Genomic DNA, 20,464 nt, shown 5'->3' on the forward strand with positions numbered 1-20,464 from the left:
GTGTCGCCGGCCTGAACGTCAGCGCACGAGTCGCGCGACGGCGCCCTTGGCACCCGAGGCCCAGCAGCCCGCTTGGGATCCGTGGCCGGCGCATTCGACGCTGTCGAAGCTGCCGTCGTAGAACTGGTTCCAGCTGCGCCCGCCGTCAAAGCTCACGTCACTCCCCGATGGTCCGACCGCGACCACGGTCGACGGCGACCAGGGCACGAAGTGCGACCCGCTGCGGTAGCCCTTCGGCGCCTTGTCCGCCGGGACCAGCTTCCAGGTGCGGCCGCCGTCGTACGTGACCGACGCGGCCTTCACGGCCTCGGTCGGCTTGAGGAAGTCGCCACCGACCGCGACCCCGAACAGTGGCCCGCGGAAGGCGAGGCTGAAGATCCCGGCCGCCTCACCACTGGCCATGGGCGAGTCGGCGACGGTCCAGTGCTTGCCTCCGTCAACGGTCCGGAACACCCGCGGCCGGTCGCCGCCGCCGGACGCGAACCACGCCGTCCGGCCGGGTCCGGCGACCAGGCAGGTCCCGCTCGCCGCGAACGCGAACTCACCCGTCAGCGCGGCCGGCATGCCGGCGTTCGACTGGACCTTCCACGACTTGCCGCCGTCCGAGGTCGCCGCGATCCGGAACTTCCCGTCCACCGGGTCGCTCAACGCCAGCCCGTGCTTGTGGTCGTTGAAGGCGAAGCAGTCGTAGAAGGCGTTCGCATCCGTGTTCCGGAACGTCTCCGTCCACGACTTGCCGCCGTTCACGGTCCGGTAGATCCGCGAGTCCTCGCCGGTGCCGATCGACAGGACCAGCGCCCGCTGCGCGTCGAACGCCTCGACATCGCGGAACTGCAGTGCGCCGGCGCCGGGCGGGCTGACGTTCTGCCAGTGCCTCCCGCCGTCGACGGTCCGCAGCACCTGCCCTTCGGTCCCGCCCACCCAGGCGACGTCCTTGCTGACCGCCGACAACCCGCGGAACTGCGCCGTACTCCCGGTCGGCGTCTGCTTCCACTGGTACGACGGCCCGCCGCTTGCCTGGGCGGGGACGAGCTGGGACATCAACAGCAGACCTCCTGCCGCCACAGCGGCCACACGCAGGATTCTCATGCGCGTGAACCTAGTCCATGGTCAGGCAATCGTCAGCTGGAAAGACTGTGCGGCGGTGCCCTTGCAGGTGAGTTGGACGAGTTGGGTGCTGTCGGCGGTGGAGCCGTTGGGGACGGTCAGGCACTTGGCGCTGAGGCGGCTGACGAAGTGGAAGTAGCCGCTGCCTTCGGAGACGGCCTGCCACTGCTGGTTGTTGCCGTTGCCGTAGGTCCACAATTGCAGGCCGGCGTTGTCGGCGGCGGACACTCCGGTCACGTCGATGACCTTGGTCGCGTCGTTGCGGTTGTTCACCCGGGTGAAGCCGGCGGACGTGGGCTGGAACTGGAAATGCTGTGCCTGCGTGGAGTTGCAGCTGTACTGCTGGATCACGGTCCCGTTGGCGGTCGCGGCCGCGCGGGCGTCGACGCACTTTCCGTTGGCCTTGTTGGCGATCGTGTACCAAGCGGTCGGCGACGGCTGGTCCGCCGGCGGCGTCGTACCGGCGCCACCCAGCCACTTGAGCGCGTCCATCATGAACTGGTTCTGGGCCGGGCTGTCGAAGGTCGACGAGAGCCGGGTGTTGGTCTCGTAGTTCATCGCGTTGTGGCCGAAGTTCGCGTAGATCATCTTGTAGTTCTTGTTGGTCCAGATGATCGGGTAGTAGCCGCTGTACCAGGTCTGGTTCGGATCGGTGCCGACCGGGAAGCTGGACGGGTCGATCGACGCCAGGATCTGGATGTCGGGGTTGTTCCGCAGGTCGTTCTGCCAGCTGTACCACTCACTCACCGACGACTGGAACGTCGCGCCGGTGTTCACCAGCGCCGGGTGCGATCGGTTCTCCGCCTTCAGCGTGACCGCGGTCGGTCCCCAGGTGTTCGACTGGAATCGCCCGGTCCCGAGCAGCGTGTTGTTGAACCACGGCCAGCCACCACTCGCGTCGTTGTACGCCGACACGTGGAAGCCGAAGAACGCGCCACCGTTGTCCATGTAGCGCTGGAACCCGGTCCGCTGCGCGTCGGTGTGCGGCGAGTCGTCGAGGAACATCACCACTTGGTACTGCGAAGCGGTCAGGTTGTTGAGCTGGTCCCAGTTGTTCGTGGCGGTGTAGGTGAACCCGTTCTGCGCCCCGAACTGCGGGAACCGCTGGTTCGCCTCTTTCTCGAAGTCGATGTGGGCGGCGTCCCAGGTGCCGCTGTAGAACGCGAGCACGTTGAAGTTCGCCTGGACCTGAGCAGTCGCGGGCGTGATGGAGAGGGTGCTGACCAGCAGCACGAAGGCGAGCAGGAACGCAGGCAGGCGGAAGCGATCGGAAAGCATGGGGGGCGGCCCTTTCCGGTGCGGAACATTATGAAATTTCAGAACTTAAATTAACTCCGGATCAAAGTCCTGTCCAGAGCTCATCGACTGACTGCCCAAGACACCGAGCAGCCGCAGTTTGTCGGCGCTCTCGCTGCCGGGTTCCGCGGTGAAGACCACGAGCGTCTGCTGCTGGTCCCGGTTGTCGATCACCTCGCAGTACAGGTCGAGCTCGCCGACCACCGGATGCCGGAAGTGCTTGGTCCGGCTGTGTGCGACACCGATCTCGTGCGCGTCCCAGATCTCGGCGAACTCCGGACTCAGCTTCTGCAGCGCGCGGACGATCGTCGCGGCGTACGACTTCGGCCCGTCGACGGTGGCGACCGAGCGCAGCATCGAGACCAGCATCCGGCTGTGGGTGGACAGCTCGGGCTCGAGATAGAGCACCCGCGACTCCGGATGCGCGAACCAGCGGTAGACCTCGCTGCGCTCCAGCCCCTCGAGGTTGGTCAGCTCCCCCGCGAACGCGACGTGCGCCGGCGTCTGCGCGAGCGTCTCGCCGCACCGGTTGAGCAGCATCGCGGGCGTGTCCTGCAGCCGGTCGAGGATCCGCAGCATCCCGGGGTCGACGTGACACGCCCGCGTCGTGCGCGGCGGCGTACCGTGCCCGGCGAGCACGAACAGGTGATCCCGCTCCTCCAGCGTCAGCCGCAGCGCGCGGGCGATCGACGTCAGCATCTCCACCGACGGCTGCGGTCCCCGGCCGCCTTCCAGCCGGCTGTAGTAGTCCGTCGACATCGACGCGAGTACGGCGATCTCCTCGCGCCGGAGTCCCGGCGTACGACGGCGCCGGCCGCGCGGCAACCCGACATCCTCGGGCTGCAGGGCCTCGCGGCGTTTGCGGAGGAAATCGGACAGTTCGGCGTACTCCATGCATCCAGTGTCGCGAACGGGCGGCTGTTATCCACTGCTTGCCGAGCAGAGGCTGGGCCGGCCCTGGTTGCCGTCGGCATCCGATCGCAGCCTGGAGACATGAAAACGACTGGCAACACGATCTTCTTCACCGGCGGTACGTCGGGACTCGGCCTCGGTCTGGCCCGCCGGTTCCGCGATCTCGGCAACACCGTGATCATCAGCGGCCGGCGTCAGGACCTGCTGGACCGGATCGCCGCCGAGGACGGCATCGAGGGGGTCGCGCTCGACGTCGCCGACCCGGACTCGATCGCCCGGGCCTTCGAGCAGGTGACCAGCGCCCACGACGTCAACGTGCTGATCACGATGGCCGGCATCATGCAGGTCGAGGATCTGCACGACCCGGCTCACCTCGCGACCAGTGAGGAGACGATCGGCATCAATCTGCTCGGCACGATCCGCACCATCACCGCGTTCACGCCGTACCTGCTGAAGCAGGCGGACCCCGCGATCCTCACGGTCTCGTCCGGGCTGGCGTTCGTACCGCTGGCGATGACGCCGACCTACAGCGCGACCAAGGCCGCGGTGCACAGCTACACGCAGAGCTTGCGCGCGCAACTCGCGAACACTCCGCTTCAGGTGATCGAGGTGGTCCCGCCCGCCGTCCGGACCGCGTTGCTGAACCAGGAGGACGACGAGCGGGCGATGCCGCTGGACGAGTACCTCGACGAGACAATGGAACTGCTCCAGAAGAACCCGGACGCCGACGAGATCCTGGTCGACCGGGTCCGGATCCTGCGTGACGCGGAACGTGAGAACCGGTACGACCAGATGATCGGCCTGCTGAACTCAGTCGGCTAGTTCCTGCTCGATACGTTCGACCTTGGCGGTGAGCTGGCCGGTGTAGCCGGGGCGGATGTCCGCCTTGAGCACGAGGCTCACTCGTGGCGAGGCGGCGGCGACGGCGTCGACGGCCTGCTTGACCACGGCCATCACCTCGTCCCACTCACCCTCGATGTTGGTGAACATCGCGTTGGTCTCGTTCGGCAGGCCGGAGGCGCGGACCACGCGAACGGCCTCGGCCACCACCTGGCTCACACCTCCGGTCTCGTCGCCGCCGGAAGGGCTGATGCTGAATGCAACGATCATGCATCCAGGATGTCAGGTTCCTCCTGAGCGCGGCGCTCGGCTCCGCTGGTGGTCAGCAGTGCCTTCTCCTTGATGAACAGGACCGCGATCAGCGCCAGCACCGCGAACGGCACCGACATCGTGAACAGGTCCGCGGTCGCCGCGCCGTACGCGTTCTCGACAACGGCTCGGGCCTGCTCCGGTAGTTCGGCGACGTTCGGCACCGCGCCGCTGCCGCCGGAGGAGGCGCCGCCCGGGTTCAGCGTCTCGGTGACCTTGCTCGCCAGGATCGCACCGAGCACACTGACGCCGATGGTGCCGCCCATACTGCGGAAGAAGCTCACCGCCGAGGTGGCCGCGCCCAGCTCTCGCGCCGGTACGTCGTTCTGCGCGGCGAGCACCAGGTTCTGCATCACCAGGCCGATGCCGACACCGAGGACGATCATGAACGCCCACAGCATGTACTTCGAGGTGTGCGCGTCGATCGTGCCGAACAGCGCCAGCCCGATCGGTAGTAGCACGCTGCCGACGACCAGGTAGACCTTCCATTTGCCGTACTTCGTGATCAGCCCACCGGCGATCGTGGACGCGACCATCATGCCCAGGATCATCGGCAGGCTCATCAGCCCGGCCTTGGTCGGGGTATAGCCCTGCGCGATCTGGAAGTACTGCGCCAGGAACACCGAGCCACCGAACATCGCCACGCCGACCAGCGCGCTGGCGACGATGGCCAGCGTCACCGTGCGGTTGCGGAACAGGTCCATCGGGATGATCGGCTCGGGGTGCCGGCGCTCGACCAGTACGGCGGCCACCAGCGCCACGAGCGCCACCGCGACCAGCAGGAAGCTCCAGCCGGACACCCATTCGAACTTGTTACCGGCGAACGACGACCAGACCAGCAGCGTGCTCACCCCGGCAGTGATCAGGAACGCGCCCCACCAGTCGATCTTCACCTCCCGGCGCACGGTCGGCAGCTTCAGCGTGCGCTGCAGCAGCACGATCGCCGCGAGCACGAACGGCACGCCGACCAGGAAGCAGGCCCGCCAGCCGAGCGGCGAGTCGACCAGGAACCCGCCGAGCAACGGTCCCCCGATCGTCGCCGAGGCGAAGATCGCGCCGAAGATCCCGGAGTACCGGCCGAGCTCGCGCGGCGGGATGATCGCCGCCATCACGATCTGCACCAGTGCGGTCAGTCCGCCGGCGCCGAGGCCCTGCAGAACCCGGCTGCCCAGGAGTACTTCGATGTTCGGAGCGAAGCCCGCGACCAGCGAGCCGATCACGAAGAAACCGAGCGACAGCTGGACCAGCAGCTTGTTGTTGTAGAGGTCGGCAAGCTTGCCCCACAACGGCACCGTGGCCGTCATCGTGAGCAGTTCGAGGGTGACGACCCAGGTGTAGGAGGACTGACTCGCCCCAGGTCGTGAATGATCCGCGGCAGCGCAGTCGACACCACGGTGCCGGCCAGGATCGCCACGAACATGCCCATCATCAGGCCGGAGATGGCCTGTACGGTCTGCCGCGGAGTCAGGACGGCGGCCGGGTCAGTGGCAGTGACCTCACCCGGCACCGACTCGGGCGTGGGCGAAGAGGTCGTTGTCATGAGTGACCTTTCTGGTTGCGGTGATCCGGCCCGAAGGCAGGATCGATGCCTTGAGCAAGTAAGTGGAAGGCCTCGTCGACGAGCTCACGGACGGACCGGTCCGGGGCGTTCTTGTGCAGTTCCATCGCCACCCGGCAGGCCGCGCCGGCGGCGCCGACGATCAGCGCCACCCGGACCGAACCATCCGGTTCGCCCATCCGGTCGGCCAGGGCGGCGGTCAGCTGCCGCTCGTCGTCGAAGCTGGACATCATCAGCTGATAGACCAGGTTCGGCGACTGCATGATCAGCTCACCGCGCCGCGACAACTCGCCGTCGCTCTCGAGATCACGCAGTACGTCGCGGACAACGAACCACATCGTGGTCAGCGGCGACTCTTCGGCGGGCGCGGTCCGCATCCGCTCCAGGGCACGCTCGAGGTGCTCGGGGTTGCGCCCGAGGATCGCGTGCTCCTTGTGCGGGAAGTAGTTGAAGAAGGTCCGCACCGAGACGTCCGCCGCCTCGGCGATCTCCTCGACCGTGACGTGGTCCGGCCCCTTCTCCAGCGCCAGCCGCAGCGCCGCGTCGGCCAGCGCCGCCCGCGTCTCCCGCTTCTTCCGCTCCCGCAACCCACCCTCTGCCTGCATCACGCATCCAGGCTAGGCGGATTCTTGCACTCACTGCAAACTATTAGCGCTGAAACTTTGCAGAACTGCACATTCGGGGCAAGAAGAGGGTGCAGCACCCGGAGTGCTGCGCCCTGAGGCCGAGTGCTCCGGTCAGCTGGGGCGGCGGACGAACTGCGGGAGGCGCAGGATGTTGTGCGGATACGGCAGCGGACCGTCGCCCGCCTCGGTCAGCCGGCGCAGCTGCTCGTCGTCGAGGCTCCATCCCGTCGCACCCAGGTTGTCGGCGAGCTGGTCCGGGGTCCGCGCCCCGATGATCGGCGCGGTCAGTCCCGGGCGTTGCATCACCCACCGCAGGGCGACCTGGGCGGGCGTCCGATCGACCTCGGCCGCGACCGCGCGGAGGGCGTCGAGCACCCGCCAGGTCCGATCGTTGTCGTGGCTGTCCCAGTCAGCCTGGCTGCTGCGACTGCCGGCCGGCGGGCCACCCGCGTCCTTGGTGTACTTGCCGGACAGCCAGCCGCCGGCCAGTGGGCTCCAGGCAATCACGCCGGCGCCCTCGTTCTGACACACCGGGATCAGGTCGAGCTCGGCGTCGCGGTCGAGCAGGTTGTAGAGCGGCTGCAGGCAGACGTACGGCTCCAGGCCGTGGTGACGGGAGAGGTCGATCGCCTTCTGCAGTTGCCACCCGGTCAGATTGCTGGCACCGATGAAGCGGACCTTCCCGCTGGTGACCAGGGTGTCGAGCGTGGTCAGCGTCTCTTCCAGCGGAGTCGCGTCATCGAAGACGTGGATCTGGTACAGGTCGATGAAGTCCGTCTGGAGCCGCCGCAGGCTCGCTTCCACGCCGGCGAGGATGTGCTTGCGTCCGGCCCCGCGGACCGGGAGTCCGGGGCCGGCCTCGCCGTACACCTTGGTCGCGATCACCAGGTCGTCGCGGTTCCTGGTCTTCAGCCAGCTGCCGATGATCTCCTCGGAGACACCGGCGGAGTACGTGTCCGCGGTGTCGATCATGGTGCCGCCGGCGGCGACGAAATCATCCAGGATCTTGTGGGCGGTCGACTGGTCGGTCTCGCTGCCGAAGGTCATCGTGCCAAGGCACAGCTCACTGACTTCCAGCCCGGTCCGACCGAGAAAGCGCTTGTCCATTGCGTCAACCTACAACGCCGTCGACGCACCATTCACCCGATAAATGAGGGAAAGCCTCCGGAGTTCTGCCCGGCCCGATCCCGCTCAGCCTCTTCCGAACCTGGGCACCCACGCGGGCACCGTCCGGCAGTACTCCTCGTACTGCCGGCCGTACCGCTCCCGCAGTACGGGCTCCTCGTAGAGGTGCACGAACGACGCCATCACGACCCACGCGAGTACGCCGTACGCCAGCACCCACGGGTCGAGAAAGACCAGCGCCTGCCCGAGGATCGCGGTCACCACACCCACGTACATGGGGTTGCGGACGAAGCGATAGTCGCCGCCCACGACCAACTCCTCCGTCGGAGCCACCGGCGCCGGCGTGCCACGCCCTTCCCGGACGAACCGCACGAACGCCCGCAGTACGACGAACGCACCGGCCGCCACCACCACAAAGCCCGGCCAGAACCGCGGCGCCGCCCACCCACTCACCCACCACGGCACGACGCCGCCCACCACGCACGGCGCCGCGAAGAAGAACGCGGTGCTGCCCAGCACTGCCTTAAGCATGGTTGACTCTGGCGATCACGCGGTCGGCGAGGTCGCAGAACGTTTCGAGCTCGGCCGGGCTCAGGTCCGCGAACCAGTCGTCGATCGCGGCGATGTCCCCCGCGTCCCGCTCCCGCCAGTACGTGGCACTGTTGTTAGTTGCTGATAGCAACTTGCGACGCCGGTCCGCCGGATCCGGCTCGACCTGCAGCAACTCCTTGCGCTGCAGGGCCGCGACGATCTGGGCGACGTTCTGATGGGTGCTCCCGAGCGCGGTCGCGGCCTCCGCGAGCGACGGCTTCCCCATCGCCTTGACGGCGGTGATCAGCGCGGCCTGCTGCGTGGTGAGCCCGTCCGCGCGCAGTCGCTCGTCCATCTCGTAGCGCAGTTTCTGCGCAAGCATCAGGGCGGTCCGGAACGCCCGCACCGACGGCGCCAGCTCCGAGCCTGCGCCGATCCCGAAGAGCTTCCGGCCCTTGTCCCCTGACGACATAGGCAATATATTACCTATCACTCTCCAAGGGGGCAACCGTGATCTGCCTACTGCCGCATTGCGCCTACCTGTCCGAGACCTCCCGCATGCTCGAGCTCCACCGCGCCCTCACCCAGCTCGGCATCGAGGTCCGCGTCGCCACCCACGGCGGCCCCCACGAACGCCTGCTGGCCGAGGCCGGCATCGGGTACGACGTTCTCGGACCGGGACTCTCCGCTGCCCGCGCGGCCGCCTTCGTCAGCTCGGCCGTCGGCCTCGGCGATCCCCGGCAGAGCATGTACGACGACGCCGAGATCCGGATGTATGTCGCGGCGGAGGCCGAGTACTTCCGGACCCACGGGATCACGGTCGCCGTCACCGGATTCACCCTGACCACGTTGCTCTCGTCGCGATTGGCCGGCGTACGGGTGATCACGGAACACGCGGGCAGCTTCGTACCGCCGGTCTTCGAGCATCGCCTGCTGCCGGCGCCGACCCGGCCGGTGGATCCACGGTTGAAGCATGCACCCGATTGGCTGGCCCGCTTCCTCGTCAATCGGACCCCCAACCGCATCACGGCGTACTGCGGCGGCTTCAACCGGGTCGCCGCGGAGCTCGGCGTAGAAGGAGTCCCGAGCCTGGCCGCTCTCCTGCTCGGCGACCTGTCCTTGGTCCCCGAGATCCCCGAAGTGCTCGGAATCTCCGCCGCCGAACTGGCCGCCTGGACACCCGGCAAGGGCTACCGAGCCGGCGCGCGTCTCGCGGCGGTCGGCCCGCTGTTCGCACAACTGGACCTCCCGATCCCAGCTAGGGTGCAGAAGTTCCTCGACCTGCCCGGCCCAACGATCTACCTCGCCATGACCTCGACCCCTCCGGCGCAGGTCCGTACGGCGATCGCCGAGCTGAGCCGGCTCGACGTACGAGTCCTGGTCGCCGGCACCATCCACGACCTCGGCGACCTGGCCACCGACCGAGTCCTGATCGAGGCAGTCCTGCCCAGTCATCTGGTGATGCCACAGGTCGACCTGGCGATCACCACCGGCGGCCAGGGCAGCGTCCAAACTGCCATGGCCGGCGGCACCCCACTCCTCGGCATCCCCCTCCACATCGAACAGGACCTCAACGTCGCCTTGGTCGAACGCCTGGGCGCCGCCCGCCGCGCCCGCCCCGGCACGCTGGCCCCCCTGACGACCCAGATGCTCGACAACCCCACCCACGCCGAGGCCGCCGAACAAATCCAGAAGCTGTACGCCGCCGCGAACGGCCCGGCCGAAGCCGCCGCGACCATCGCCCAGGAGCTCTGAGGCCCGGGAATGTGGTGGGGCCGTCAGGCGGTCTTGTGGCGAGCGCCGCCTTCGAGGTGGATCGTTTCGCCGGAGATGAAGCCGGCGCGGAGGAGCCACATCACCGTGTCGACGACATCCTCGGTCTCGCCGTGCCGTCCCACCAGAGTCCCGGCGGCGCTCTTGCTCAGCAGGCCGGCCTTGTTGTCACCAAGGCGATCCCATGCGCCGGAGTCCACGACCCCGGGCGAGATCGCGTTGACCCGCACCGGAGCGAGGTCCGCGGCGAGGTGGCGAGCGAGGTACTCGACCGCGCCGTTCGTCACGCCCTTGACGAGCGAGCCCGGCCCCGGCCGCCACCCGACGACGCCGGAGAACAGCACGATCGACCCGGTGGGCCGCAGTACCTTCGCGAAGTGCTTCGCGACCAGCATCGGTCCGATCACCTTCGCCGTGACCGCTCCCACCAGCTTGTCGCGATCCAGTTCGACCGCACGAACATCGTGCGGCGCCGAACCGGTCGTCACGATGTGGTCGATTCCGTCGGCCAGCCGATCGGCCGCAGCCGCGATCGTCGTCTCGTCCTGCAGATCGATGTGGATCGCGGTCGCGCCGATCTCGCCCGCGAGCAGCTGCGCCGCGGCCAGATCACGCGCCCCGATCACCACCTCGTACCCGTTCTCCGCCGCCCGCCGCGCCACGGCCGCCCCGAGCGCCCGTGCGCCGCCGATGACCAGGATCCGCTCCATGTGTGTCACTCCCTCTCGTAGGATCAGGTGAAACGGTATGGATTTGATACCGGTATCTTCAACGGAACTGGGGTCCCCACGGGCAAGGCGTACAACGTGATGGCGGCGACCTGTCCGAGTCGCACAGTGCTCCACCGCATCGGCGCCCGGTGGACAGTGTTCGTGGTCAACGCCCTCGCCGACGGGCCGCGCCGCTTCACAGAGCTGAGGTCGCACATCCAGGGCATCACTCCGAAGGTCCTGACCGAGACCCTCCGTTCCCTAGAAGCCGACGGATTGATCAGCCGGCATGAGTACGACGAGAACCCACCGCACGTCCAGTACGACCTGACGCCACTGGGTCACTCGCTCCTCGTACCGCTCCGCGCCGTACGGCTCTGGGCCGAGGAACACGTCGCCGACATCGAAGCCGCCCGCGCCCGCCAGACCAGCCTCGGCAGGAATCTCGACAGTGATGTGGGGTGTCTACGCGCACCACAAGGGGGTTCTCGCGGCCGGCGTGATCGTGGCCGGACTGTTCCTCGGCATCAACAACACGCTGATCACCGAGGCCGTGATGGGCGCTGCCCCGGTCGAGCGCGGTACGGCGTCCGCGGCGTACTCCTTCGTCCGCTTCTCCGGCGGTGCGATCGCTCCGTGGCTGGCCGGCAAGCTCGGCGAGGAGATCAACGTCCAGATCCCGTTCTACGTCGGCGCGTTCGCCGTCCTGCTCGCGGTCGGCGTCCTGGCCACCGGCTGGAAGCCGCTGTCCCACCTGCGCATCCCGGCGAACCACTCCGCGGTCGAGGCGCAGGCACTCACCACCGCCGACGCCTGACCGATCGGTTGACCCGACCCGCCGGAGATCGATTTCTCCGGCGGGCGCGGCGATTAGGGTCGGGTCACATGACGACCTGGCCCCAGCTTCGTACGTACACCGGCCGCCAGTTGCGCCGGATCGCCCTTCCGCTCGGCGGTATCGGCACCGGGACGGTCTCTCTCGGCGGCCGCGGCAACCTCCGCGACTGGGAGATCGTGAACCGCCCGGCCAAGGGCTTCCACCCCGGTACGGCGTTCTTCGCGATCCGCACCGAATCCGGTGACGGCGGCGTGACCACCCGCGCCGTCGAAGGCCCACTCGACCTGAGTGAGTACGAAGGCGCCCACGGCAGCGCCGCCCAGAACCACGGCCTCCCCCGCTTCCGCGAGGCCACCTTCAGGACGGCGTACCCGTTCGGCCGGCTCGAACTCCGCGACGACGACGTACCGGTCGAGGTGGACCTGGAGGCGTTCAACCCGCTCGTCCCCACCGACGTCGAGGCGAGCTCCTGGCCGGTCGCCGTACTGCGCTTCGTCGTGACGAACCGCGGAACCGAGCCGCTGACCGTGTCGCTGGCCGGATCGTTGCAGAACTTCATCGGCCGGGACGGCACCACAGACGTTGCTGCGGGCAACTACAACACCACCGCCACCGGCGGACCGGACGTCCGCGCGGACGGTGTGCTGCTGCGCAGCCGCGAGGTCGATCCCGGCGCGGAGCAGTACGGCTCGATCGCGCTGGCAGTGCTGGACGGCCAGGACGTGAGCCGCCGTACCGGCTGGGCGGATCGCACATGGGGCGACAGCCTGCTCGACTTCTGGGACGACTTCAGCGCTGATGGCCGGCTCGACGAGCGTACGAGCGAGTCCGCGACCCCGATCGCGTCGGTGGCCGACCGCCGTACCGTCGCCGCGGGCGCGACCGAGCGCTTCACCTTCCTCCTGGGCTGGCACTTCCCGAACCGGCGCGCCTGGGAGAAGCCCGCCATCGTCGGCAACTACTACACGACGCTGATCGACGACGTCTGGACCATGCTCTGCCGCTTCGCAGCGCAGCTCGACGAGCTGGAACGTCGTACCGTCGCCTTCCTCACGGACTTCCTCGGCAGCGACCTTCACGCGCAGGTTCACGAGGCGGCGCTGTTCAACCTGAGTACGCTGCGGACCCAGACAGTCTTCCGGACACCGGACGGACGGTTCTTCGGCTGGGAAGGATGCTCCGACCACGAAGGCAGCTGCTTCGGCAGTTGCACGCATGTGTGGAACTACGAGCAGGCCACACCCTTCCTGTTCGGCCAGATCGCGCGCTCGATGCGTGAGGTCGAGTTCGCCCACGCGACCGACGATCAAGGGCTGATGAGCTTCCGGGTCGGCCTCCCCCTCGAGACCAGCGCGACCGACTGGCGAGTCGCCGCCGCCGATGGTCAGCTCGGGTGCCTGGTCAAGCTGTATCGCGACTGGCGGCTCAGCGGCGATGACGAGCTGCTGCGTTCGCTGTGGCCCGCGGCCCGGCGGGGGCTCGAGTTCTGCTGGATCCCCGGCGGGTGGGACGCCGACCGTGACGGCGTGATGGAGGGCTGCCAGCACAACACGATGGACGTCGAGTACTACGGACCCAACCCGCAGATGCAGTCCTGGTACCTGGCGGCCCTGCGCGCGGGCGAGGAAATGGCCGGCTACCTCGGCGTCGACGACCTTGCGACGGAGTGCCGCAAGCTCTTCGACAACGGCAGTGCGTGGATGGACGAGCACCTGTTCAACGGCGAGTACTACCGGCACGAGATCCGCCCGCCGGCGTCCGCGGACGACATCGCACCCGGCCTCCGCGAACGGATGGGCGCCGCGGATCCGACCCATCCCGTGCTGCAACTGGGTGACGGCTGCCTCGTCGATCAACTGGTCGGGCAGCACCTCGCTCGGCTGACCCAACTCGGCACCCTGCTCGATCCGGACCGGGTCGTGACGACGTTGCGCAGCATCCTCAAGCACAACGGGCTTTCCGGGTTCTCCGGGCACTTCAACCACATGCGCAGTTACGTGCTGGGCGACGAGTCCGCCGTCCTGATGTGCAGCTATCCGCGCGGCAACCGGCCCGAGCGGCCGTTCCCGTACTTCAGCGAGGTGATGACCGGGTTCGAGCACATCCTCTCGGTCGGCCTGATCGCGGAAGGCCTGGTCGACGAGGGGCTGACAGTGATCGCCGACATCCGGGCCCGGTACGACGGGGAGCGGCGCAACCCGTTCGACGAGGCGGAGTGCGGTCACCACTACGCGCGGGCGATGGCGAGCTGGGGTGCGGTGATCGCGCTGACCGGCTTCGACTACGACGGACGGACCGGGGTGATGCGGTTCGCGCCGCGGACTCCCGGCGTACGACGGATCTTCTGGTCGACGGGCGACGCGTTCGGCACCTTCGACACGGTCGAGCGAACGCTCCACGTCCGCGAAGGCGACCTGTACCTCACCTCGGTCGAACTCTTCGGCGAGAAGGTCACTCAGGATTGACCATACCAAACGGTATGGTATGTTTCCGGCATGGTGACCCGGACGGAATGGCTGGACGCCGGCCTCGAGCTGCTGGCGGACGAAGGTGCGCCGGCGGTGACGATCGAGCGGCTGACCGGGAAGCTCGGTGTCACCAAGGGCTCGTACTACCACCACTTCAAGGGCGCCGCCGGCTACCGGACGGCGCTCCTGGAGTACTTCGAGGCACAGTTCACCACCCGGCTGATCGACGCGGTCGAGCGTCAGCCCGACGCGGAGCCGGCGGCGAAGCTGCAGCACCTCCTGCGCCTCGTGACGTCCGACCCGGACAGTGCCGGGCTGGAGATCGCCGTACGGGCGTGGGCCCTCCAGGATCCCGAAGTACGGGCTGCGCAGGAGCGGGTGGACCGGGCGCGGACGACGTACCTGAAGGAGCTGTGCCACGGACTGAAGGCCGACCTGGATCCGGACCGGTTCGCGCAACTGCTCTACCTGATCCTGATCGGCGCCGAGCAAGTGCTGCCGCCCATCGCCAAGGACGACCTGCGCGACATCTACGCACTGACCCTGCGTCTCGCGTCCATCGACTAGAGGAGTCGCCATGCCGACCCGCACCGACTTGCCTGAGCTGGATGACCTTGTGCCCATCGTCGACGTGATCGATGTGAAGACCGCTCGCGGTGCCGTGTCACTGCGCGAGTTCACCGCCGGCGCACTCGGCCATGGACCGCTGTGGATCAAGGCATTGTTCGGTGTCCGGATACTGCTGGCCTGGGCGCTCCGGCTGGAGACCGCCGTCCCCGACTCGTTTCGGCTGCGGCCGGAGACGGTGAGCTTCACCCCGGGTGATCCCGCCTCGTTCTTCACCGTCGTGCGCGGCGAGGAGGATCACTACTTGTTGCTCAAGGTCTCCGACAACCATCTGGTCGCCTGGCTGGCGATCATCACAGACAACGGGCAGCCAGCGGAGTTCAGGGTCGTCACGCTGGTCAAGTACCTGCGACCGGTCGGGCGCTTCTACTACAACCTGATCCGCCCGTTCCACCACCTGGTCCTGCTCAGCATGTGCCGGGCCGGCGAGACGTCATTCGCGGGCCGCTAGCAACGACACCGGCTGCGGCCTCGTCGCCTGCTGCGCGGTGAACGCCGCGGCCGCACCGACGACGATGAGCGCCGCGCTGAAGATCAGGCCGAGCAAGCGCCAAGGAATCGCCAACGCTGCAAGGCCGTACGGACCGGCGGCGATGCCGGCCAGCGCGGCTGCGGCGACCAGAGATCCGAGGAGTACGCCGACGATCACGACGGTTGCAGACTCGATGAGAGCAACCGTGACGACCTGTGCGCGAGTCAGCCCGGCCATCCGGGCCAGCGCGAACTCCCGTCGCCGGTCGGCCGTCGACATCACCACCGCGTTGACCACGGCAACAGCCGCGAAGATCCCGGCCAGCCCCATCAGCGCGGCGAACAGACCGGAGTTGCTCCGCTGCTGCGCCGCGCCACGATCTTCGGCCCACTCTCCGACCGTCTGCACCTTGCCGCCGAGCCCGGCCGCCACCCGGCTCGGTTCGATGCCCGGTGCAACCTTCACCAACGTCTCGGTCCGGCCGCCTGCGGGCAGCAGGGCCCTCGGGATGAAGAAGTTCTCGCTGACGTCGAGCGTCTCCGGCATGATGGCGACAACTTTGGCGAGGACAGTTCTATTGCCTAAGGCAATCTTGAGCGTCGATCCGAGTTTGTAGCCCTCGGCAGCCATTCCGGGGCCGATGGCAATCGTCCGGCCGGTCAGCCGATCCAGCGAGCCCGTACGCGGTCGCAGCTTGTGAGTTTGCAGGTACGCCGCCGGATCGATCCCGATCCCCTCCGAGTACACCGTCGTCCCGCCGCGGCTGACGGTGATGGGTACGGCGGTCTGTTGCGACGCGACCGCGATGTCCGGCCCGCGTTGTATCGCGTGATCGACGACCAGGTCCGCGGTGATCAGTCGCTCCTGCTCCACCCCGACCGCCTTCGCCAACGATCCGAACGTCCCCCACAACCCGACCACGAGTCCGACCAGCACGATCAACGGCGCCGCCGTTGCCGCGCTTCGGCGTACCGCATGAAGCACTCCGGCCCGGGCGAGGTCGGCGATCAGGTTGCCGCGCAGGACGGCCGCGGGCAGGCGGCCGGCCAGCGGTACGACGATCGGGCTGAGCTGACTGAGGGCGACCGATCCAGTGATCATCACGACCAGACCGATCATCAGCCCGGCGACCAGATCTCGCGCGGCCTGCGCGGCGATCACCAGCACCACCGTGCAGAACGCGGCCGACAGCCCCCAGAACCATCGCCAGCCGGTCATCACCCGCTGCGCGGCACGGCTCTCGGTGAGCGCTTCGAGCGCGCTGATCCGAGACGCCCGCCAGGCTGCCGCGAGTACGCCGGCCAGCGCCGTGCTCACGCCGACGATCATCGCCGCCCACACCGCCCCCTGATCCCACGGCGCATCGAACCAGGACGGCAGCATCCCAAGCTTGATCAACAGCGACGACTGCGCCCAGGTCCCCAGCAGTCCGAGCGGTACACCGACCACCGTCCCGATCAGGCCTAGCAGTCCGGCCTCCGTCACCAGCATCAGACACAGGTAGCCACGCTGTGCCCCGACCAGCCGCAACAACCCAAGCTCCCGCCGCCGCTGCACGACCGTGAAGCCGAATGTCGTACTGACGATGAAGACTGTCAGGAACACCGCGAGCATCACCGACATCCCCAGCAGCGTCGCGGCTCCGACGTACCCTTCACGCACCCGGGCGCGGTCGTACGCCGACAGTCCGGCAGGCAGCGCTGGTCGATCGGTGGCCGCCAGCATCTGCAGGCCCGACTGCACCAGACCCACTCCGAGCGCGACCGCAACCACCGCGCCCGCGAACAGGTGCCATCTCGTCCGCATCGCTCCCACAGACAACCTCAGCATCCTCCTACCCAACAGGTAGAAGCTCCTAGTCGCCCTGGCTCAGGCACCCCAGCGCGGGTAGCTTCCGCGCTACCTCATGCGCGGGCCGACAGCAGCAGATTGACGGTGCTGTGGTTGGCGAGACCACCAAGCGCGCCGAGAGCACGGAAGGTCAGGGTCACGTCCACAACGGTGGGCGCGTCGAGCCGGACCCGGAAGGCCGTCTCCTGGCGATGCTCACCGGTCAGTTCGTGAGCCGGCAGCTCGAGGTGGAGCCCGCTGACCGGCTCCGCTTCGATGGCCAACGGGCCGGTGACGAAGCCGTCGTTGACGACCGTCACGGCGAGCGTGTGCCATTCACCTGGCGTCAAGGTGCCGATCGGCGCGCCGCTGCGGGCGACGTTGACCCGCGCCTCCGGGTTGATGGTCACCGCCAGCGGCGCGTCGGTCTCGACCGGCCCGCAACAGCCGATTGCAGGTGCGTGGTGCATCAGTCGGCCTCGCATTCTTCTCGCCTCGACAGGTAGCTGGCCTGCGCCTCGTCGTACGCCTGACGCGCCGCATCCCGCTCGCTCTCCCGGATGAACCCCGACTTCACCTTCCACAGTTGGTCGACGGAGTCGTGCAGCCACTGAGCGCTGCGGCGTGAGGCCCGGATCGGCCGGCCGTCGACCTCGAGGAAGATCGGCTGGGTGTGGACGCTGCGCAGGATCCGCAGCGCCAGCCAGGACGAACGCTCCACGGTCACGTCGAACGCGACCTCCTGCTCGGTGCCATCGGCAACCAGTTCCTGCGACCCGACCACGACACCGTTCAGCACGACCTCGAGGACAACAGTTCGGGACTCGCCGATCCGGGACCGCTCGAGATGCCAGCCGACTGGAGCGCTGTAGACGGGACGCCCCGCCGGCGGTGGAGGCGGCTGCTCGGGCAGCCAGGCGGCGACCGTCGCGCTGACCCGCGCCGGGCCGGGCGCGTCGAGCGACTGCTCGCGGCTGACGTCACCGTCGACGGCCAGGTCGAACACATGGCTGCGACCGTCACCGAAGTACGACGCACTCTCACGCAGACCGGTGATCCATGCCTCGATCGCCTGCGGACCGGCCGGCGGTTCGGCCAGTCGGACGTATGTACGCCCGACTCCCGGGCCCTCGTCGTACATGCATGGATAGTCGGTCTCGCCCAGCATGAGGGTGCGGTAGCCGACGCTGAGGAGGTGATACCAGATGTTCAGCTCCGCCGCGGGCGCGAACTGGCCGCCGCACTGGAAGTCGGCGGCCCCGAGGGGTACGTCGACGATGATCTCGTTGGATCCGATGCCCTGGAACGACGGCACGATGTAGTTGGGCAGTTCCTCGGTGCCAACCGACAGACCGACTCCACAATGCGCGTACCCGACCAGTGCGTTCTGCTCCTTGGCCCAGCGCAGGACCGGCAGGTTCCACGACGGCCAGTCCTCGATCAGACTGGTCCCCGGGTAGTCCTGGTCGGTGAGCCCGAGCAGGATCAAGTGACCGGAATGGCTGGACGGGAACCCGGACACCTCGACGTCGTACCGCAACGCGCTCTCGGCATCGCGGTCCGTCGGCTGTGGAGTCCACGTCATGCCCTGTGCGGCTTGCATCGCCGGATATTCCAGCTCAGCCGGCGGACTGATCGACTCACCGCTGAAGAACTGTTTCTGGTGGTAGTAGCACGGCGCCCAGGTGAGCACGCTTCCGAGCCACAGGCCTTCCCCGCGGACATGCCGGATCATCGTTTCGGGCGTGACGCCCTCGCTCGGGACGTTGTAGTGCGAGCAGCCGCCGGCGTGAATGTGCGGGTCGCCCGAGTAGTAGCCGTGGCCGGCCGGATCGACCCAGCGGTCGAGGGTGATCGGGACCGTCTCGGTTCCCGCGTCGACGTCGGCCTCGAGCAATACCTGTCGATACTCGGGCCCGCGGATCGCCGAGACCTCGTACCGCCCCTCGGGCAGCCTGATCATTTCGCCGGTCGCGCGGTAGACGTGCTCGTGGAAGAACATGTCCGGCGCCAGCCGCATCGCCTTGGACGGGTACGAGCGTCCCTGCGCGTCGCGAACCGTGATCGCGGCCATGCAGCTCCGGCCGTCGGGCTCACGGATGTCCAGCTGGATGTCGCGCGCCGGTGCACAGTCGAAATCGAACGACGCGGCGTACTCGCGCAACTCGAAGTTCGTCCGGAAGCCGGCGAACCCCAGTGGCGACCGGCTCAGGCTGTGGTGGTTGTGCTCGTCCGCGGCGAAGAGCGACACGCCACCCGACTGGACGCCGCCTTCGCGGCTGTACAGACTGATGACCTTGTACTCGACCTCGAGGCCGGACAGCTCTTTCGGTGCGGCGATGGCCGCGTCCAGCCAGGCGTCCTTGATCCGTGGAACGACGGTCAGCGTGTCGTGCAACGCGATCCGCGCGGAGTGGCTCTGGTAGTCGATCACGCCGTACACACCGCCAGGCGACGCGCTCAAGGTGGCGGCGATCCGGTGCGGGTTCGCCACCCGCACGAGGAAACTGCGCCAGCCGTGCTGGACCAGTCGCGGCGGCGCGGCGCCCGGTGCGCACACAGCGATCCCCTGCTCGTCGATCGACACGTCCACCAAGACGTACGGCCGCAGCAGGGTCTCGAGCTGGCTGCGCCGCTCCGCCTCGCTCAGCGAGCTGCTTTCCAGCTTGGACAGTTGGGTGACCACATCGGCGGGCAGTGGATCGCCGAGATCTTGCAGTTTTCGTACGGCGCGGACAGCGGACGCGAACAGTGGCTGAACTGCGGGGTCAGACACCCGGACCTCCCGATGGCGAGTTCCTTCGCGACCCTACCCGGCACCGCCTACCTCAGCACCTCCAATAAAGCGGCGAGGTCCGCACGGTCCACCTGTCGGCTACCGATCAGTGCCTGCATCAGCAGACCGTCCAGCGCCGCAACCAGGAGCCGCGCCTTCTGCGGATCGGCGGTGAAGGCCCGGGCGATCTCCGTCAACGGCTCCAACCAGGCCTGGGCGACGTCGCGGAGCTCCGGACGGCGAGCGGCGTACAGATAGAGCTCGTACAACGCGAGCGTCCGGCCGCGCCGCCGTACGACGCTGTGCTCGATCAACCGCGCCAGCTCGTCCGCCGGCCGCGCCCCCAGCTCACTCCCCCAGCCGTGCAGCTCGGCGGCGAGATCCTCGGCCGCCCACCCCAGCGCCGCGACCAGCAGCTCGTCGAGCGTCGCGAAGTGATACGTGATCGACGCGACCGACACATCCGCCGTCGCGGCCACCGCGCGATGGCTCACACCTGCGACCCCGTCGCGCTCGATCACGGTCAGCGTCGCCCGCAGCAGTTCGCTCCGCCGCTGCTCACCGCGCATCCGGCGACCGTCCACAGCCCTCCTGACCTGCACGAACAGCAAACTATCAGGACGTCTGTACGGATTGTTTTTGGTCCCGGGAATCGCGGGAACGGAC

21 protein-coding genes and 1 pseudogene are annotated in these 20,464 nt (G+C 68.0%); 7 read left to right on the plus strand and 15 right to left on the minus strand.

The features are described from left to right. Window positions 1-18 precede the first annotated feature (18 nt). The 3 genes from OG558_RS07735 to OG558_RS07745 are packed head-to-tail and all read right to left on the minus strand — an operon-like array spanning window position 19 to window position 3,297. Window positions 19-1,089 carry a WD40/YVTN/BNR-like repeat-containing protein gene (locus OG558_RS07735; RefSeq protein ID WP_405069591.1) on the minus strand — a complete coding sequence of 357 codons (1,071 nt, stop codon included), beginning with the start codon at window positions 1,087-1,089 and terminating at the stop codon, window positions 19-21. Window positions 1,090-1,110: 21 nt separating this feature from the next. Next, entirely contained in the window at window positions 1,111-2,385 is a 1,275-nt protein-coding gene (locus OG558_RS07740) for a ThuA domain-containing protein (RefSeq protein ID WP_405069592.1), read from the minus strand. Window positions 2,386-2,430: 45 nt separating this feature from the next. After that, window positions 2,431-3,297: a helix-turn-helix transcriptional regulator gene (locus OG558_RS07745; protein WP_405069593.1), complete on the minus strand. Its 867-nt coding sequence runs from the start codon at window positions 3,295-3,297 to the stop codon at window positions 2,431-2,433. A gap of 99 nt (window positions 3,298-3,396) precedes the next feature. Between OG558_RS07745 and OG558_RS07750 the strand changes: the two genes are divergently transcribed. After that, window positions 3,397-4,137, plus strand: a complete 741-nt coding sequence (locus OG558_RS07750) for an SDR family oxidoreductase (RefSeq protein ID WP_405069594.1) — start codon at window positions 3,397-3,399, stop codon at window positions 4,135-4,137. Here OG558_RS07750 and OG558_RS07755 read toward each other — a convergent pair. From OG558_RS07755 to OG558_RS07785, 7 genes are all read right to left on the minus strand, one after another. Beyond that, the gene (locus tag OG558_RS07755) at window positions 4,126-4,425 is read right to left on the minus strand and encodes an MTH1187 family thiamine-binding protein (RefSeq protein ID WP_405069595.1); all 300 of its coding nucleotides are present in this window, start codon (window positions 4,423-4,425) and stop codon (window positions 4,126-4,128) included. The genes OG558_RS07750 and OG558_RS07755 overlap by 12 nt on opposite strands. Next, window positions 4,422-5,777, minus strand: a complete 1,356-nt coding sequence (locus tag OG558_RS07760; RefSeq protein WP_405072125.1) for an MFS transporter — start codon at window positions 5,775-5,777, stop codon at window positions 4,422-4,424. The genes OG558_RS07755 and OG558_RS07760 overlap by 4 nt, the downstream gene beginning before the upstream one ends. Continuing rightward, entirely contained in the window at window positions 5,765-6,004 is a 240-nt protein-coding gene (locus tag OG558_RS07765; RefSeq protein ID WP_405069596.1) for a hypothetical protein, read from the minus strand. The genes OG558_RS07760 and OG558_RS07765 overlap by 13 nt, the downstream gene beginning before the upstream one ends. Next, window positions 6,001-6,627, minus strand: coding sequence for a TetR family transcriptional regulator (locus tag OG558_RS07770; protein WP_405072126.1), 627 nt, complete (start codon window positions 6,625-6,627; stop codon window positions 6,001-6,003). Before OG558_RS07770 ends, OG558_RS07765 begins: the two co-directional genes overlap by 4 nt. Window positions 6,628-6,759: 132 nt before the next feature. Then, entirely contained in the window at window positions 6,760-7,755 is a 996-nt protein-coding gene (locus OG558_RS07775) for an aldo/keto reductase (protein ID WP_405069597.1), read from the minus strand. An 84-nt stretch (window positions 7,756-7,839) separates the two neighbouring features. Continuing rightward, entirely contained in the window at window positions 7,840-8,304 is a 465-nt protein-coding gene (locus OG558_RS07780) for a methyltransferase family protein (RefSeq protein WP_405069598.1), read from the minus strand. Continuing rightward, window positions 8,297-8,776: a MarR family winged helix-turn-helix transcriptional regulator gene (locus tag OG558_RS07785; protein ID WP_405069599.1), complete on the minus strand. Its 480-nt coding sequence runs from the start codon at window positions 8,774-8,776 to the stop codon at window positions 8,297-8,299. The genes OG558_RS07780 and OG558_RS07785 overlap by 8 nt, the downstream gene beginning before the upstream one ends. 38 nt (window positions 8,777-8,814) lie before the next feature. Here OG558_RS07785 and OG558_RS07790 point away from each other — a divergent pair, with 38 nt between their 5' ends. Then, window positions 8,815-10,059: a glycosyltransferase gene (locus OG558_RS07790; protein WP_405069600.1), complete on the plus strand. Its 1,245-nt coding sequence runs from the start codon at window positions 8,815-8,817 to the stop codon at window positions 10,057-10,059. Window positions 10,060-10,082: 23 nt separating this feature from the next. On the opposite strand, the gene OG558_RS07795 is transcribed toward OG558_RS07790, so the two are convergent. After that, the gene (locus OG558_RS07795) at window positions 10,083-10,787 is read right to left on the minus strand and encodes an SDR family NAD(P)-dependent oxidoreductase (RefSeq protein ID WP_405069601.1); all 705 of its coding nucleotides are present in this window, start codon (window positions 10,785-10,787) and stop codon (window positions 10,083-10,085) included. A 99-nt stretch (window positions 10,788-10,886) separates the two neighbouring features. Here OG558_RS07795 and OG558_RS07800 point away from each other — a divergent pair. The 5 genes and pseudogenes from OG558_RS07800 to OG558_RS07820 form a co-directional block, all read left to right on the plus strand. Further along, window positions 10,887-11,126, plus strand: a pseudogene (locus OG558_RS07800) (winged helix-turn-helix transcriptional regulator); the annotation flags it as partial. A 115-nt stretch (window positions 11,127-11,241) separates the two neighbouring features. Continuing rightward, entirely contained in the window at window positions 11,242-11,604 is a 363-nt protein-coding gene (locus OG558_RS07805; RefSeq protein WP_405072303.1) for a hypothetical protein, read from the plus strand. A gap of 68 nt (window positions 11,605-11,672) precedes the next feature. Continuing rightward, window positions 11,673-14,090, plus strand: a complete 2,418-nt coding sequence (locus OG558_RS07810; RefSeq protein WP_405072128.1) for a GH116 family glycosyl-hydrolase — start codon at window positions 11,673-11,675, stop codon at window positions 14,088-14,090. A 30-nt stretch (window positions 14,091-14,120) separates the two neighbouring features. After that, complete coding sequence (locus OG558_RS07815; protein WP_405069602.1) at window positions 14,121-14,660, plus strand: TetR/AcrR family transcriptional regulator; 540 nt, start codon at window positions 14,121-14,123, stop codon at window positions 14,658-14,660. A gap of 10 nt (window positions 14,661-14,670) precedes the next feature. Beyond that, window positions 14,671-15,171: a DUF2867 domain-containing protein gene (locus tag OG558_RS07820; RefSeq protein ID WP_405069603.1), complete on the plus strand. Its 501-nt coding sequence runs from the start codon at window positions 14,671-14,673 to the stop codon at window positions 15,169-15,171. Here OG558_RS07820 and OG558_RS07825 read toward each other — a convergent pair. The 4 genes from OG558_RS07825 to OG558_RS07840 form a co-directional block, all read right to left on the minus strand. Beyond that, complete coding sequence (locus OG558_RS07825) at window positions 15,154-16,998, minus strand: FtsX-like permease family protein (RefSeq protein WP_405069604.1); 1,845 nt, start codon at window positions 16,996-16,998, stop codon at window positions 15,154-15,156. The two genes, OG558_RS07820 and OG558_RS07825, sit on opposite strands and share 18 nt — an antisense overlap. A gap of 98 nt (window positions 16,999-17,096) precedes the next feature. Continuing rightward, window positions 17,097-17,492, minus strand: a complete 396-nt coding sequence (locus OG558_RS07830; protein ID WP_405069605.1) for a hypothetical protein — start codon at window positions 17,490-17,492, stop codon at window positions 17,097-17,099. Beyond that, a complete protein-coding gene (locus OG558_RS07835; protein ID WP_405069606.1) occupies window positions 17,492-19,798 on the minus strand; it encodes a CehA/McbA family metallohydrolase in 2,307 nt (768 codons plus the stop codon). Before OG558_RS07835 ends, OG558_RS07830 begins: the two co-directional genes overlap by 1 nt. 47 nt (window positions 19,799-19,845) lie before the next feature. Further along, the gene (locus tag OG558_RS07840) at window positions 19,846-20,400 is read right to left on the minus strand and encodes a TetR family transcriptional regulator (RefSeq protein WP_329482491.1); all 555 of its coding nucleotides are present in this window, start codon (window positions 20,398-20,400) and stop codon (window positions 19,846-19,848) included. Window positions 20,401-20,464 lie beyond the last annotated feature (64 nt).

It is taken from the genome of Kribbella sp. NBC_01510, from assembly GCF_045040325.1.
In the GTDB taxonomy this organism is placed as follows: Bacteria; Actinomycetota; Actinomycetes; order Propionibacteriales; family Kribbellaceae; genus Kribbella.

Coding starts and splice junctions, on each gene's coding strand:
- OG558_RS07795 (WP_405069601.1), bottom strand. CDS start 10,787: ATGGAGCGGATCCTGGTCATCGGCGGCGCACGGGCGCTCGGGGCGGCC.
- OG558_RS07765 (WP_405069596.1), bottom strand. CDS start 6,004: ATGACAACGACCTCTTCGCCCACGCCCGAGTCGGTGCCGGGTGAGGTC.
- OG558_RS07735 (WP_405069591.1), bottom strand. CDS start 1,089: ATGAGAATCCTGCGTGTGGCCGCTGTGGCGGCAGGAGGTCTGCTGTTG.
- OG558_RS07815 (WP_405069602.1), top strand. CDS start 14,121: ATGGTGACCCGGACGGAATGGCTGGACGCCGGCCTCGAGCTGCTGGCG.
- OG558_RS07770 (WP_405072126.1), bottom strand. CDS start 6,627: ATGCAGGCAGAGGGTGGGTTGCGGGAGCGGAAGAAGCGGGAGACGCGG.
- OG558_RS07775 (WP_405069597.1), bottom strand. CDS start 7,755: ATGGACAAGCGCTTTCTCGGTCGGACCGGGCTGGAAGTCAGTGAGCTG.
- OG558_RS07780 (WP_405069598.1), bottom strand. CDS start 8,304: ATGCTTAAGGCAGTGCTGGGCAGCACCGCGTTCTTCTTCGCGGCGCCG.
- OG558_RS07830 (WP_405069605.1), bottom strand. CDS start 17,492: ATGCACCACGCACCTGCAATCGGCTGTTGCGGGCCGGTCGAGACCGAC.
- OG558_RS07755 (WP_405069595.1), bottom strand. CDS start 4,425: ATGATCGTTGCATTCAGCATCAGCCCTTCCGGCGGCGACGAGACCGGA.
- OG558_RS07745 (WP_405069593.1), bottom strand. CDS start 3,297: ATGGAGTACGCCGAACTGTCCGATTTCCTCCGCAAACGCCGCGAGGCC.
- OG558_RS07750 (WP_405069594.1), top strand. CDS start 3,397: ATGAAAACGACTGGCAACACGATCTTCTTCACCGGCGGTACGTCGGGA.
- OG558_RS07825 (WP_405069604.1), bottom strand. CDS start 16,998: ATGCGGACGAGATGGCACCTGTTCGCGGGCGCGGTGGTTGCGGTCGCG.
- OG558_RS07785 (WP_405069599.1), bottom strand. CDS start 8,776: ATGTCGTCAGGGGACAAGGGCCGGAAGCTCTTCGGGATCGGCGCAGGC.
- OG558_RS07820 (WP_405069603.1), top strand. CDS start 14,671: ATGCCGACCCGCACCGACTTGCCTGAGCTGGATGACCTTGTGCCCATC.
- OG558_RS07805 (WP_405072303.1), top strand. CDS start 11,242: ATGTGGGGTGTCTACGCGCACCACAAGGGGGTTCTCGCGGCCGGCGTG.
- OG558_RS07740 (WP_405069592.1), bottom strand. CDS start 2,385: ATGCTTTCCGATCGCTTCCGCCTGCCTGCGTTCCTGCTCGCCTTCGTG.
- OG558_RS07810 (WP_405072128.1), top strand. CDS start 11,673: ATGACGACCTGGCCCCAGCTTCGTACGTACACCGGCCGCCAGTTGCGC.